The organism is Cupriavidus sp. 94F1 (assembly GCF_057798875.1).
In genome coordinates, this window is the sequence record NZ_JBYOJT010000003.1 from 237,268 (window position 1) to 251,264 (window position 13,997).

Genomic DNA, 13,997 nt, shown 5'->3' on the forward strand with positions numbered 1-13,997 from the left:
CTGCTGCGCTTACCGTCGACGCACCAGCCCCATTACCGCGGCGACCAGCGCCACGACCAGGAAGATAAAGAACAGGATCTTCGCGATTTCCACCGCGCCGGCAGCAATACCACCAAAGCCGAAAAGCGCCGCCACCAGGGCGACAATGAAAAAGACGAGTGCGTAGTACAGCATGACCAGTCTCCCGAGGTTAGCGAGCACACCCGCCTGGCGGCCGGTGCTGCGTTCGGCTTGCGCCACGGTGCGCAAGCTCATAGCCTCATCGTAGGGTTCCACCCTTGGACCGCACACCGATTCGAGACCGATTCAGATGTCAGCCAAGTCCTACAGCGCGCGCCGCTTCGCGCCGGATGCGGTACGCCAGCCGCCCCGGTACGATTGACCGCACCATGGCGATGTGATTCCATGGCCGCTCTTCCGCCCCGGCGCGGCGGCGCATCCACCAGCAACCTCCGATGGCCAAGCATTCCCTACTCCTGAGAAACACCCTGCTGCTCGCCGGCGGCATCGTGCTGACACTGGCCGTGCTGATTGCGTCGGAGACCGGCAACCTGCGCCTGCGCGAGGGCTACACCGAAGCCATCCGCTCGCAGCAGCTGCAAAGCGACCTGGGCGAGCTGATCGCCGAACTGGTCAACGCCGAGGCCGGCCAGCGCGGATACCTGCTGACCGGCAAGGAAAGCTACCTGGACCCGTACTACAAGGCGCTGCCCCATATCAGCGAACTGATGTCGCGCATCCGCCAGCACTACGCCAATGATCCCGAAGGGCTGCGCCAGTTCGGCGAGGCGTCGCAGTTTGTCACGCGCAAGCTCAACGAGATGGCGCTGACGCTGGTCTACGGCAAGCGCGACGTCGATGTGGCGCTGGACATGATTCGCACCGACTTCGGCAAGCAAACCATGGAAAGCGCGCGGCGCGGCCTGGAACACCTGCAGGTGCGCGAATCGGGCACGGTCACCCACAACCTCGAAGCCGCCGAGCACGACCTGCAATTGTCGCGCTACGGCATCGGGCTGCTGACGGCCATCAACATCCTGCTGCTGGTGGCCGTGGGCATGGGCCATCAGCGCCGCATGACGATGGCCGAGGCGGCGCGCGAACAACTGGAAGAGGAAAGCGCGCGACTGGATCGCAAGGTGCGCGCGCGCACGCGCCAGCTGTCGGCGCTGGCGGCCCACCTGCAGCGCGTGACCGAGGAAGAAAAGACACGGCTGTCGCGCGAACTGCACGACGAACTGGGCGCCATCCTGACCGCCATCAAGCTCGACCTGCACTGGGTGAAGATGCGGGTGCAGCAGACACACCCCGAGGCGCGCGACAAGATCACGCGCGTGATGCAGCATGCCGACCAGGCCATCCAGATCAAGCGCCGGCTGATCGAGGACCTGCGGCCCACGGTGCTGCTGAACCTGGGGCTGCGCGAGGCCATCGTGCAGCAGGTGGAAGACGTGGGCACCCGCAACCAGTGGGAAACCCATGTCGACCTGCCCGAGTCGCTGCCGCCGCTGCGCGACAACGCGGCCATCGCGCTGTACCGGATCGTGCAGGAATCGCTGAACAACGCCAGCAAGTACGCCGAGGCGCGGCATATCTCCGTGTCGCTGGCCTGCACGCCGCAGCAACTGACGCTGACGATCCGCGACAACGGCCGCGGCCTGCCGCCCGATTTCGACGCGGGCAGTACCGCCGGCCATCATGGGCTACTGGGGATGGAACAGCGGGTGCTGGCGCTCGGCGGCACGATGCATATCGATTCGGCGCCTGGCCAGGGGGTATCGATCCGCGTCGAGGTGCCGCTGACCACGTCGATCCTGGCGCCGCCGGAAGAGACCACCGAAATCTGAGCGCCCGGCCAGGGCGGATCACAAGCCGTGGGCGTGGGCCCGCTTCGTCAAACGGCCATCCACAAGTGCAAGCTAGGAGGCGGAGGTCGCGTAGTCCTCGATCACGCGGAACACCTGTTCCAGTTCGAGCGACTTGTCGAAGAAATAGTCGGCGCCGGCCTCGGTGCATTGACGGCGGTACATCGACACCTGCGCATGGTTGGTGTAGACGATGCGGATGCCGGACAGGCCGGCCTTCTGCATTTCGCGCAGCACGTTGATGCCGTTGCCCTGGCGCAGTTGCAGGTCGACGATCGACACATCGTACCGGCCATGGGTGGCCAGCTTCACCGCCCCGCTTTCGGTATCGGCCCAGTCCACCGACTCGACGAACGGAAAGGCCGTCAGATATTCCAGCAGCATGCCCCGCAAGACTTCGGAGTCCTCGATCAGGAGGACCCGCAGCGAACGGTTCGGGGAGGCCGTGGCTTGCTCCGGCATGGCGCTTGGCACCTGTCAGGCGAAGAAATGGACGATCAACGGTTCTGGCACGAGAAATCCAAGGTCCGCCCTATTCCACGAGCCCGTTCTTGATGGCGTAGTAGGTCAGGTCGGCATTGGTCTTCATGCCCATCTTCTCCAGGATGCGGGAGCGGTAGGTGCTCACGGTTTTCACGCTCAGGAACAGTTCGTCGGCGATCACCGAGACCGACTGGCCGCGTGACAGCTTGCAGAAGATCTGGAATTCGCGCTCGGAAAGCGTCTGGTGCACCGGCTGTTCGGTCGGCTTGTCGAGCCCGCCGATCAGCAGGTCCGCCACGGTGGGGCTCACGTAGCGGCGGCCCTGGGCCACCGTGCGGATGGCCTTCACCAGGTCGTCCGGCGCCGATTCCTTGGTCAGGTAGCCCGACGCGCCGGCACGGATCAGGTTGATCGCGTACTGGTCTTCGGGATAGGTGGACAGGATCAGCACCGGCAGGTTGGGCAACCGCTGCCGGATCAGCTTCAGCACATCGATGCCGTTTCGGTCCGGCATGGAAATATCGAGTACGAGTACGTCGAACTCGCTGTCGCGCAACTGCGCCATCACTTCGTCGCCGCTGGCGGCTTCGCCCGTCACCTTGATGTCGGGTTCCTCTGAAATGAACTGGCGCAGACCGGCACGCACGATCTCATGATCGTCGGCGATCAAGACGCGGATCATCGGTGTCTCCACGGTGAGGGGGGCGGCCCGCCTGCCGAAGCACGGCCCGGGCCGGTTTCCTGCATTGTAGTGCCGGCGCGACGCCGAATATGTCGGTGTCAGGCTGACATGACGCGCCACGGCGACATCCGCAACCCGGGCCGCGCCGCGCCGCGCGCCGGCGCAGGCGGCCGGAAAATGCTGCAGTGCGACGCTTGCCACGTGACGCTCTCCCAAATGCAAGACGGACGCCCGAAGGCGTCCGTCAGTCCATTTGCATACTGCCGGGATGGGGCGGTCTGGAGGGGCCCGCCCGCATCCCGTCCGGCGCTTACTGGATCTTGGTGCCGGCGTCCGCGCCGGCTCCGGCATTGGCGCCCAGGTCACCCTTCTTCGACTTGGCCTTGGCGTGGCCGGTGTGCTTGCCCTTGTTTTCCTTGTCGGTCGGGGTCGACGACAGCGAGGTGTCGGCGCCCGACTTCGCACCCAGGCCGGCCTTGCTGCCCGGGTCCGCCGAACTCGGGCTGGCCGGGGTCACCGCGCCACCGGCCGCGCCGCCGGCATTCAGCCCGGCATTCGGGCTGGCATTCTGCGAGGGGGCGTTCACGGAGGCGCCGACGCCCGCTTGGGTGCCAACCGAGGCACCAGTGCCTTGGGCCATCGCAAACGACGAGGCGGCAGCAATCGACAGGGCGGACAGGGAGATCAGCAGCTTCTTCATGGGAGAGACTCCTTTACTGAATGCTCCGCAGCGAAACATTCGCTGCGGCATTCACGCGGTGTCACGTGAACTGGGTTCCAGTCTATGGAGCCGGCCCGGGCCGGGTGTGAGCACTTGTCAGCTTCTGTAAGCAGTCGTGAAGACATTGCAAACATTGCCTGCCGATCGCCCTGCACGCCGGCCGGCCAACGATTTCATCGTATTTTCCTTATGTTTCAACGGCCGTCGCAGTGTTATCGGCAGCGGGCGCGGGCCATAAAAAAACCGGGGCGCCGCTGTTACGCGGCGCCCCGGTCATTGCAACTGCTTACAGCTGCAGCGAAGCGGCTTACAGGTTCGGCGCGAGCGCGCGTTCCAGCGTCGTACGGTCTTCGCCGCGACGCGCCACCATGTCGTCCAGCTGGTCCTGGCCAATCTTGCCGACGCTGAAGTACGTCGAGTCCGGGTGCGACAGGTAGAAACCGCTCACCGACGCGGCCGGCGTCATGGCCAGCGACTCGGTAATGCCCATGCCGATCTCGGCGGCGTCCAGCAATTCGAACATCGGCGCCTTGACCGTGTGCTCAGGGCAGGCCGGATAGCCGGGCGCCGGGCGGATGCCGCGATACGCCTCGGCGATCAGCTGGTCGTTGTTCAGCGTCTCGGCGGCGTCGTAGCCCCAGAGGTCGGTCCGCACGCGCTGGTGCAGGCATTCGGCAAAGGCCTCGGCCAGCCGGTCGGCCAGCGCCTTGAGCATGATCGCGCTGTAGTCGTCGTGGTCGGCTTCGAACTGCGCCTCCTTCTTGTCCACGCCAATGCCCGCCGTGACCGCGAACACGCCGATGTAGTCCGCCACGCCGCTCGACTTCGGCGCGACGAAGTCGGCCAGGCAGCGGTTCGGACGGCGCACGCCGTCCACCACCGGGCGTTCGCTCTGCTGGCGCAGGTTGTGCCAGGTCAGTGCCACCTTGCTGCGCGACTCGTCCGTGTAGATCTCGATGTCGTCGTCATTGACGGTGTTGGCCGGCAGCAGCGCCATCACGCCGTTGGCGGTCAGCCAGCGGCCCTGGATCAGGCGGGCCAGCATGCTCTTGCCGTCCGAATACACGCGGCGCGCCGACTCCCCGACGATCTCGTCATTGAGGATGTCCGGGAATTTGCCGGCCAGGTCCCATGTCTGGAAGAACGGGCCCCAGTCGATGAAATTGGCCAGCTCGGACAGGTCGTAGTTGCGGAATACCCGCCGGCCGATGAACTTCGGCTTCGGCGGCACATAGCTGCTCCAGTCCAGCGGCGTCTTGTTGGCGCGCGCCTCGGCCAGCGACACCATCGGCGTGGCCTTTCTGTTGGCGTGCTGGGCGCGGATGCGGTCGTAGTCGGACTTCAGGTCGTCCAGGTACTTCGCCGCGCCCTCGTCGGACAGCAGGCTCGACGCCACGCTGACCGAGCGCGAGGCATCCGGCACGTAGACCACCGGGCCCTCGTAGTTCGGCGCGATCTTGACTGCCGTGTGCACGCGTGACGTGGTGGCGCCGCCGATCAGCAGCGGAATCTTCTTCACGCGGAAGTAGTCGTCGCGCTGCATCTCCGAGGCCACGTAGGCCATTTCCTCGAGCGACGGCGTGATCAGCCCTGACAGGCCGACGATGTCCGCACCCTCGACCTTGGCCCGCGCCAGGATCTCGTTGCACGGCACCATCACGCCCATGTTCACCACTTCGAAGTTGTTGCACTGGAGCACCACCGACACGATGTTCTTGCCGATGTCGTGCACGTCGCCCTTCACGGTGGCGATCACGATCTTGCCGCGCGCGCGCACGTCGCCGCCGGCCTCGGCCAGCAGGCGCTTTTCTTCCTCGATGAACGGCAGCAGGTGCGCCACGGCCTGCTTCATCACGCGGGCGCTCTTGACCACCTGCGGCAGGAACATCTTGCCCGCGCCGAACAGGTCGCCGACGATGTTCATGCCGTCCATCAGCGGGCCCTCGATCACCTCGATCGGCCGGCCGCCGCGCGCCGCCACCTGCTGGCGCACTTCCTCGGTGTCCTCGACGATGAACGTGGTGATGCCGTGCACCAGCGCATGGGCCAGACGCTCGCCCACGGGCACCGGCGCCTCGGGCGTGCCGCGCCAGGCCAGGTTCTCTTCCTTCTTCTGGCCGCCGCCCTTGAAGCGGTCGGCAATCTCCAGCAGACGGTCGGTGGCGTCGTCGCGGCGGTTCAGCACGACGTCTTCCACGCGCTCGCGCAGTTCCGGGTCCAGCTGGTCGTACACGCCAAGCTGGCCGGCGTTGACGATGCCCATGTCCATGCCCGCTTCGATCGCGTGGTACAGGAACACGGTGTGGATGGCCTCGCGCACCGTGTCATTGCCGCGGAACGAGAACGACACGTTCGACACGCCGCCGCTCACCTTGGCATAGGGCAGGTTCTGCTTGATCCAGCGCGTGGCTTCGATGAAGTCCACCGCGTAGTTGTTGTGTTCCTCGATACCCGTGGCCACCGCGAAGATGTTCGGGTCGAAGATGATGTCCTCGGGCGGGAATCCCACCTCGTTCACCAGCACGTCGTAGCTGCGCTTGCAGATCTCGGTCTTGCGTTCGAAGGTGTCGGCCTGGCCCTTTTCGTCGAAGGCCATCACCACGCTGGCGGCGCCATAGCGACGGATCAGCGTGGCGTGGTGGCGGAACTGCTCCTCGCCTTCCTTGAGCGAGATCGAGTTCACCACGGCCTTGCCCTGCACGCACTGCAGGCCGGCCTCGATCACGTCCCACTTCGACGAATCGATCATGATCGGCACGCGCGCGATGTCCGGCTCCGACGCGATCAGGTTCAGGAACCGGACCATCGCCGCCCTGGAATCGAGCATCGCCTCGTCCATGTTGATGTCGATGATCTGCGCGCCGTTCTCGACCTGCTGGCGGGCCACGGCCAGCGCCTCGTCGAACTGGCCGTTCAGGATCATGCGGGCGAATGCCTTGGAACCGGTGACGTTGGTGCGCTCGCCGACGTTGACGAACAGCGTGTCGTCATCGATCAGGAACGGCTCCAGGCCGGACAGGCGCATCGGACGCGGGGGCAGCTTGCTCTGGCTCATGATGTGTCTTCTCTAATGCTCGGTGCGTACGATGTGTTCAGGCGGCGTGTTCGGCGTCTTCGCGATACTGGCCCGGCCAGGCACGCGGCGTCTTGTCGGCCACGCGGCGGGCGATGGCGGCGATGTGATCGGGCGTGGTGCCGCAGCAGCCGCCCACCAGGTTCACCAGGCCCGAGGCGGCGAATTCCTCCACCAGCGCGGACGTGACATCGGGCGTTTCGTCGAAGCCCGTGTCGCTCATCGGATTCGGCAGGCCGGCGTTCGGATAGCACGACACCGCGGCGTCGCACACCTTGGCCAGTTCGGCGATGTACGGGCGCATCAGCGTGGCGCCCAGCGCGCAGTTCAGGCCGAACGTGACCGGCCTGGCATGGCGCAGGCTGTTCCAGAACGCTTCCACGGTCTGGCCCGACAGGATGCGGCCCGATGCGTCGGTCACGGTGCCCGAGATCATCACGGGCACGCGCTCGCCGGTGTCCTCGAACAGCTGGTCGATCGCGAACAGCGCGGCCTTGGCATTCAGCGTGTCGAAGATCGTCTCGACCAGGAACACATCGGCGCCGCCTTCGAGCAGCGCCTTGCCCTGTTCGTAATACGAATCGCGCAGTTCCTCGAAGGTGATATTGCGCGCGCCGGGGTCGTTGACGTCGGGGCTGATGCTGGCCGTCTTCGGCGTCGGGCCGAATGCGCCGGCCACGAAGCGCGGCTTCTCGGGCGTGCTGTACTTGTCGCAGGCAGCGCGCGCCAGGCGGGCCGCCTCGACGTTCATCTCGTACGCCAGCGACGCCATCTTGTAGTCTTCCTGCGCCACGCCGGTGGCACCGAAGGTATTGGTCTCGATCAGGTCGGCGCCGGCGGCCAGGTACTGCTCGTGGATCTCGCTGATGACCTGCGGACGCGTCAGCAGCAGCAGTTCATTGTTGCCCTTCACATCGACCGGATGGTCGGCGAAACGCGTGCCACGGTACTCGGCCTCGCCCAGCTTGTAGCGCTGGATCATCGTGCCCATGGCGCCGTCGAGAATCAGGATGCGTTCACGCAGCAGCCGGGGCAGGCTGGCGGCCCGGGTATAGGGGCGGGGGGCGGAATGGACTGCGCTCATGGTGGGGCCTGGTCGTGATGCGCGCGCCCGGCCGTCGGGCCGAATGCGCAAATTTGGGCAAGAGGGCGATTTTATCAGGTAGATCAAGGGATTGCGGGCGGGCGCCCGGCCCCGGCCCGCTGCGCCCGGCGCGGTTGTCAGCCGGAGACAGCGCGCCTACACTAGGAGACGTATTCGCCACGAACCAACCTTCGTTCCGGTCGGCTATCGTTCGCTTTCGTCCGATTTTCGTCAGTTCCCATGCAACACTTGAGCCCCAACGATGCCCTGGCGCTGCTCGGCTCCGAGCCCGATGCGCTGTTTATCGACTGCCGCAGCGAGATGGAATACCTGTTCGTCGGCCATCCGCAAGGCGCGCACAACGTGCCCTGGAACGACGGCCCCGACTGGGAGGTCAATCCGCACTTCGTCCAGGCCGTGAAGAAACTGGCCGGACAGGTATCGGCGCGGCCCGTGGTGCTGATCTGCCGCAGCGGCAACCGCTCGTCGGCGGCCGCCCGCGCGCTGGAGGGGGCCGGCTTCACCACCGTCTACAACGTGCTGCACGGTTTCGAGGGCGATCTCGACGCCCATCGCCACCGCAATACCGTCAACGGCTGGCGGCACGAAGGGCTGCCGTGGGAGCAATACTGAAGCACCCCGCCGCCCTGGCGCGCCAATAAAAAACGCCCGCTTGGCAAGCGGGCGGCTTTCGTTCGGGCCGTGCCGGCAATGCTCAGTGCATCACCAGCGGATTGTTCATGACGGTGTCGAACTTGCCCAGAAACTCGTCGACTTCCTCCACGGATGGCTCGCTTTCGATCAGACGCGTCACGTCGGCGCGGAAGGTCTCGGCCATATGACCGCCGAGGAAAATTTCGCGTTTCAGGTTCTTGTCGACGATTTCGTAGCCGCCCGAGGCAAGGGTCGCATGCTCGACATCTGCGCCAAACTCGACAATGCAATAGTTGTCGCTGTTGTAGATCATTTGCATCGCACTACCTCCTGGCGTATGGTTGGCGCCGGTCCCAAGCCTGCCGGGATGACGCGATTTCCTCTCCAAGCTGAGGGTAGTCGTCCGTAATTCAAGTTTTTGCTGCCCGGACGAACCTTTGCGTGCCGTTGCTTCCCTCCTATGTTGGGCATCGGCGCCCGCCGCAAGTTTCTTGAGCGCCTGACATTACTGTGTTGCGATCTTCCCAATGGCGTTACGGAATATCACACTGCCCGCCACATGCCGCATGCCCCAGGAACGCATCGAAGATCGCATGGAAGCGTTCCGGTTGTTCGATAAACGACAGATGCGCGGCGTCGGGTAGTACCTCCAGCTTCGCACCGTGAATTTTCCGCGCAATGGATTGGGCCATCGAAACCGGCGCGCCTTCGTCCTGATCCCCTGTCACCACCAGGGTCGGACAATGGATACGGCCGATCGCGTCCGCCAGGTCGAAGGCCACGATGGCCTGCGCCACGCCCACAAAACCCTGCACGGGCGTGGCCAGCAGCATCCGGTTGATACGTTCCACCTGGTCGGGATGCTGCGCGCGGAACGGCTGCGTCAGCCAGCGTTCCATCGTCGCCGGCGCCATGCCCGCCATGCCATGGGCCTCGGCCTGTCCGATCCGGTTGGCCCACATCGGGTGGGCTTCCATCGGCGTATGGTCGATCGTGTCCACAAGGGTCAGTGACAGCAGGCGGTCCGGATGGCGTACCCCCAGCGTCTGGGCCACCATGCCGCCGACCGATACGCCGCAGACATGGGCCTGTCCGATGTCGAGCGCGTCCATCAGCGCCACGGCGTCGTCCGCCAGCCGGGTCATGGTGTAGGCGCCCACTGGCGCGTCGCTGCCGCCGTGGCCGCGCAGGTCGAAGCGCAACACGCGATAGCGGTCAGACAAATGACGGGCGGTATCGTCCCACAGTGTCAGATTCGCACCGAGCGCATGCATCAGGACCACCCATGGCCCTTCCCGGCCATCGATGCGCGCCTGCAGCTGGACGTCGCCAGCCCGTATTCGCTGCGCCAATGTGTCAGGCATGTTTTCAGTCTCCCGCGTGGTCAACACGTGTCACCGCGGCTACGGCATCACCGCCCTTCACTACTACGATAGACCAGATCGATCTGAGTGCCATCGGGCTCCGTCTGACGAAGCCGCGCAGGCATCCAGTTCAGCGACGGCGCCAGCCAGATTTCCACGCGCCGCTTGTCATTGGGGTGACGCGCAAGCCTCACGAAGTGTCGCGCGCGCACCACGTCGGTGCCGATGTCGATATCTTCTTCGCCCACGTACTGGACCTGCATCGGCTCGACTTCGCGGGTGTCCGCCACGTTGAACGACTCCACCACACCCGGCGTGGCATAACGCTGCGGGTCGCCGCGCGCCCAGCCCACCAGCTGCAGGAAAATGCTGAAGCGGTCCTGGAAGGCGGTGGGCATCGGCACCTGGCCGCCCCGCGTTTCAAACACCACGGTATTCGCCGTGCGGTCGAAGCGTGCCACTTCCACCTTGCTGCGGCGCGCTTCCTCGTAGCGCGTGGGTGCCAGTCCGCGATCGGTTATGTCCCCGCTGCTCTGGAATGCAAAGCGGAACCACAGCACGCGCGTTTCAACGGCCAGCCTGTAGTGCTTGCCGTCCTGTTCCCATCGGATGATGCCGTCGGGGTTTTGCACGCCGTTGACGAAGCTGGCGTAGCGCAGGGTGACCGAAGGGGGGGCCATATAGCGCGGCCCGGGGGGCGTGGGGGGCGCGGGGGGTGCCGGCGTCTCGGCCGGCGCCGGCTGGGCGCTGGGGCTGGCGGTGCCGGTGCCGGTGCCGCCAGCGCCCGTGCTGGCCGAGGTATCGCCGCTCTCGGCCGTGGCCAGCGCCGGCGCGGCAGGCTCCCTGGCAGGTTCGGGGGCAGGAACGGGCGTTTGGGTCTTCGGCGCGGGCTTTGGCGCCGGACGCGGCGGGGCGGGCGGCGCCGGGGGCTTGGGCGGAGGCAGCAGCACCGCCTCGACCGGCGGCGTCTCGCGCGGATCGGGCAATGCCGGGATCGGCACGCGCACCAGGCTGAACAGCAACAGCCCGTGCACGATCGCCACCAGTGCGATCACCGCCATCCATCGGCGCAGGCGCCGTGGACGCTTATGAGGGGTCTCCGTCCCTTGCGGACGGCTGGCTGTCGCCAAGATAACCAAGTTCCGACGAAATCTGCCGCGCGATATCGCGCACACGGCGGTCTACCGCGCCGCCCCATTCTGCATCGAATACGCTCTGCGCGCCCAGCACGATGAGCGCCATCGCCAAATGACCGTTGGCGTCGAACACCGGCGTCGAGATGGCATTGATGCCCGGCAGCACGCCGCCACGCGTACGCGCCGCGCCGCGCTTGCGCACGTCGGCGCAGATGGCATCGTAGTCGGCCAGCGACGCGGGCATGTCGGGCAGGGCGACATCGCCGCGCGTGGCCAGTTCGCGCTCGATCAGCGGCAGCGTCTGGCGCCGGGAAAGGTACGCCCCATAGAGCCGGCCCGTGGCGGAATTGAGCAGCGGCATCACATCGCCCAGCCGCAGGCTCACGCTGACCGGATGACTCGATTCTTCCCAGTGGACGATGGTGGGTCCGTGGTTGCCCCACACGGCAATGCCGGCGGTCTGGTCGATCTCGTCGCGCAGTTGCGACAGGATGGGCCGCGCCTTGCGCACCGGGTCCAGCCGGTTCAGCCCGGCCAGGCCAAGCTGCAGCGCGAACGGCCCGAGGTCGTAGCGCTGGCTCACGGCGTCCTGCGTGACGGCACCCAGGCGCTGGAAACTGACCAGGTAGCGATGCGCCTTGGCCGGGCTCATGCCGGCGGCGGCGGCCAGGTCGCGCAGCATCATCGCGCGCGGCGATGCGGCCAGCGCCTGCAGCAGCCGGAATCCCACCTCGATGGACTGGATGCCGGCGCGTTTGGCGTCGTCGCGGCCATCCTCTTGTGCCAGGTCGTCGCGGGAATCGTCATCGTCCACAGCGGTCATGCGCAGCTCGGGAAACAGGAATGTGATGCCGGCCATTCTATACGCGGCCCGCGGCCAGCCCGGGCAGCTCCGGTAGACTACCGGCCATTCATTCCCGCCAATGTTCGATTTCGCATGAAACTCGCCACCCTGAAGGACGGTACGCGCGACGGCCAGCTGGTCGTTGTCTCGCGTGACCTGAAGACCGCGCACTTTGCCACCGAAATCGCCGGCAAGCTGCAGACCGCGCTGGACGACTGGCCCTTTTACGCGCCGCAGCTGCAGGACCTGTACGACGCGCTGAACGCAGGCCGGGCGCGCCATCCGTTCCCGTTCCAGCCGAAGGACTGCATGGCCCCGCTGCCGCGCGCCTACCAGTGGGCAGACGGCTCCGCCTACGTGAACCACGTGGAACTGGTACGCCGCGCGCGCGGCGCCGAGATGCCGCCCGAATTCTGGACCGATCCGCTGATGTACCAGGGCGGGTCCGACGACTTCATCGGTCCGCAGGACGACATCGTCTGCCCGAACGAGGCGTTCGGCATCGACTTCGAGGCCGAAGTGGCCGTGATCACCGGCGACGTGCGCATGGGCGCCACGCCCGAGCGGGCCGCCGAGGCCATCCGCCTGGTGATGCTGGCCAACGACGTGTCGCTGCGCAACCTGATTCCGGCCGAACTGGGCAAGGGCTTCGGCTTCTTCCAGAGCAAGCCGGCCACCGCGTTCTCGCCCGTGGCGGTCACGCCCGACGAACTCGGCGACGCCTGGCGCGACCGCAAGGTCCATCGGCCCATGATCGTGCACTGGAACAGCAAGAAGGTGGGTGCGCCCGACTGCGGCACCGACATGGTGTTCGACTTCGGCCAGCTGATCGCCCACATCTGCAAGACCCGCAATGTGCGCGCCGGCAGCATCGTCGGCTCGGGCACCATCTCGAACGTCGACCGCAGCAAGGGGTACGCCTGCATCGCCGAAAAGCGCATGATCGAGACCATCGAACATGGCAAGCCCGAGACCGAATTCATGAAGTTCGGCGACGCCGTGCGCATCGAGATGTTCGATGCCGACGGCAAGTCGATTTTCGGCGCCATCGACCAGGTGGTGGCGGCCCGCTGACCGGGCCGGCCAGCCGGCACCGCGGCCGGGCGCATCGGGCCAAACCCGGCTTGCGGCACACCGCACGGTTGCGCCTATAATTTCCCGACCGCCCGGTCGGGAAATCGACCGGATCATCGCCTTGCCCCGCGCCCTTGCCGGCGCCTTCTTTCCGGAATTCGCCCCATGACCGCCGACGCCAACACGCTCTCCCCCCGCCTGGCCCGCTACCAGGCCCTGACGCTGCGCCGCCACGGCCCGGTCCTGGAAGTGATCATGGGCGCGGCGCAGTCGGCCAACCAGAAGCTGGCCACGGCCGACGCCAACATGCACCGCGAGCTGGCCGAGATCTGGCGCGACGTCTCGGCCGATCCCGACATCCGGGTGGCCCTGATCCGTGGCGAAGGCAAGGGTTTTTCGGCCGGCGGGGACCTGGCGCTGGTCGAGGACATGGCCAACGATTTCGAAACCCGCACGCGGGTCTGGCACGAGGCCCGCGATCTGGTCTACAACGTCATCAACTGCGACAAGCCGATCGTCTCCGCCATGCACGGCCCGGCGGTGGGCGCGGGGCTGGTGGCGGGGCTGCTGGCCGATATCTCGATCGCGTCGAAGACCGCACGCATCGTCGACGGCCATACCCGCCTGGGCGTGGCCGCCGGCGATCATGCCGCCATCGTGTGGCCCCTGCTGTGCGGAATGGCCAAGGCCAAGTACTATCTGATGCTGTGCGAGTCGGTCAGCGGCGAGGAAGCCGAGCGGATCGGCCTGGTATCGCTGGCGGTGGAGGAAGACGAACTGGTGGCCAAGGCGTTCGAGGTGGCCAACCGTCTCGCGGCGGGGTCGCAAACCGCCATCCGCTGGACCAAGTACGCGCTCAACAACTGGCTGCGCATGGCCGGTCCCGCGTTCGATACCTCGCTGGCGCTCGAATTCATGGGCTTTGCCGGCCCCGACGTGCACGAAGGCATGGCGAGCCTGCGTCAGAAGCGGCCGCCCGAATTCCAGTAACCGGCCGTCGCCCTTGCGCGCGGATGG

General features: G+C 66.2%; 14 protein-coding genes. 4 read left to right on the forward strand and 10 right to left on the reverse strand.

All coding sequences use genetic code 11. From position 1 onward, the window contains the following. Window positions 1-9: 9 nt before the first annotated feature. Window positions 10-174 (reverse strand): DUF1328 domain-containing protein, encoded by a 165-nt coding sequence (locus tag AC3FJ6_RS08840; protein ID WP_153946447.1) that lies wholly within the window; start codon window positions 172-174, stop codon window positions 10-12. Window positions 175-455: 281 nt separating this feature from the next. Between AC3FJ6_RS08840 and AC3FJ6_RS08845 the strand changes: the two genes are divergently transcribed. Beyond that, window positions 456-1,847 carry a sensor histidine kinase gene (locus AC3FJ6_RS08845; protein ID WP_488771543.1) on the forward strand — a complete coding sequence of 464 codons (1,392 nt, stop codon included), beginning with the start codon at window positions 456-458 and terminating at the stop codon, window positions 1,845-1,847. A gap of 72 nt (window positions 1,848-1,919) precedes the next feature. On the opposite strand, the gene AC3FJ6_RS08850 is transcribed toward AC3FJ6_RS08845, so the two are convergent. The 5 genes from AC3FJ6_RS08850 to AC3FJ6_RS08870 all read right to left on the reverse strand — a co-directional run bounded on the left by AC3FJ6_RS08850 (window position 1,920) and on the right by AC3FJ6_RS08870 (window position 7,908). After that, a complete protein-coding gene (locus tag AC3FJ6_RS08850) occupies window positions 1,920-2,327 on the reverse strand; it encodes a response regulator (RefSeq protein ID WP_153946153.1) in 408 nt (135 codons plus the stop codon). A gap of 70 nt (window positions 2,328-2,397) precedes the next feature. After that, window positions 2,398-3,030, reverse strand: coding sequence for a response regulator (locus AC3FJ6_RS08855; protein ID WP_061956399.1), 633 nt, complete (start codon window positions 3,028-3,030; stop codon window positions 2,398-2,400). A 310-nt stretch (window positions 3,031-3,340) separates the two neighbouring features. After that, a complete protein-coding gene (locus AC3FJ6_RS08860; protein WP_488771544.1) occupies window positions 3,341-3,730 on the reverse strand; it encodes a hypothetical protein in 390 nt (129 codons plus the stop codon). A 328-nt stretch (window positions 3,731-4,058) separates the two neighbouring features. Beyond that, window positions 4,059-6,806: a methionine synthase gene (gene metH / locus AC3FJ6_RS08865; RefSeq protein WP_488771545.1), complete on the reverse strand. Its 2,748-nt coding sequence runs from the start codon at window positions 6,804-6,806 to the stop codon at window positions 4,059-4,061. Between the two features lie 37 nt (window positions 6,807-6,843). Further along, on the reverse strand, window positions 6,844-7,908 hold the full coding sequence (locus tag AC3FJ6_RS08870) for a homocysteine S-methyltransferase family protein (RefSeq protein WP_488771546.1): 1,065 nt from the start codon (window positions 7,906-7,908) through the stop codon (window positions 6,844-6,846). Window positions 7,909-8,148: 240 nt separating this feature from the next. On the opposite strand from AC3FJ6_RS08870, the gene AC3FJ6_RS08875 reads away from it, so the two are divergent. After that, window positions 8,149-8,541, forward strand: coding sequence for a rhodanese-like domain-containing protein (locus AC3FJ6_RS08875; protein ID WP_488771547.1), 393 nt, complete (start codon window positions 8,149-8,151; stop codon window positions 8,539-8,541). Window positions 8,542-8,623: 82 nt separating this feature from the next. Here the strand turns inward: AC3FJ6_RS08875 and AC3FJ6_RS08880 are convergent, their stop codons facing one another. From AC3FJ6_RS08880 to AC3FJ6_RS08895, 4 genes are all read right to left on the reverse strand, one after another. After that, a complete protein-coding gene (locus tag AC3FJ6_RS08880; RefSeq protein WP_061956410.1) occupies window positions 8,624-8,881 on the reverse strand; it encodes a BTH_I0359 family protein in 258 nt (85 codons plus the stop codon). A gap of 214 nt (window positions 8,882-9,095) precedes the next feature. Further along, on the reverse strand, window positions 9,096-9,926 hold the full coding sequence (pcaD, locus tag AC3FJ6_RS08885; protein ID WP_488771548.1) for a 3-oxoadipate enol-lactonase: 831 nt from the start codon (window positions 9,924-9,926) through the stop codon (window positions 9,096-9,098). Between the two features lie 47 nt (window positions 9,927-9,973). Further along, window positions 9,974-10,987, reverse strand: a complete 1,014-nt coding sequence (locus tag AC3FJ6_RS08890; RefSeq protein WP_488771549.1) for a DUF3108 domain-containing protein — start codon at window positions 10,985-10,987, stop codon at window positions 9,974-9,976. Window positions 10,988-11,012: 25 nt separating this feature from the next. Further along, window positions 11,013-11,885 carry an IclR family transcriptional regulator gene (locus AC3FJ6_RS08895; protein ID WP_400395749.1) on the reverse strand — a complete coding sequence of 291 codons (873 nt, stop codon included), beginning with the start codon at window positions 11,883-11,885 and terminating at the stop codon, window positions 11,013-11,015. 114 nt (window positions 11,886-11,999) lie between these two features. Here AC3FJ6_RS08895 and AC3FJ6_RS08900 point away from each other — a divergent pair, with 114 nt between their 5' ends. Both AC3FJ6_RS08900 and AC3FJ6_RS08905 read left to right on the forward strand, forming a co-directional pair. Then, window positions 12,000-12,980: a fumarylacetoacetate hydrolase family protein gene (locus tag AC3FJ6_RS08900; RefSeq protein WP_488771550.1), complete on the forward strand. Its 981-nt coding sequence runs from the start codon at window positions 12,000-12,002 to the stop codon at window positions 12,978-12,980. 165 nt (window positions 12,981-13,145) lie between these two features. Beyond that, window positions 13,146-13,970, forward strand: coding sequence for an enoyl-CoA hydratase/isomerase family protein (locus tag AC3FJ6_RS08905; RefSeq protein ID WP_153946161.1), 825 nt, complete (start codon window positions 13,146-13,148; stop codon window positions 13,968-13,970). Window positions 13,971-13,997: the final 27 nt, after the last annotated feature.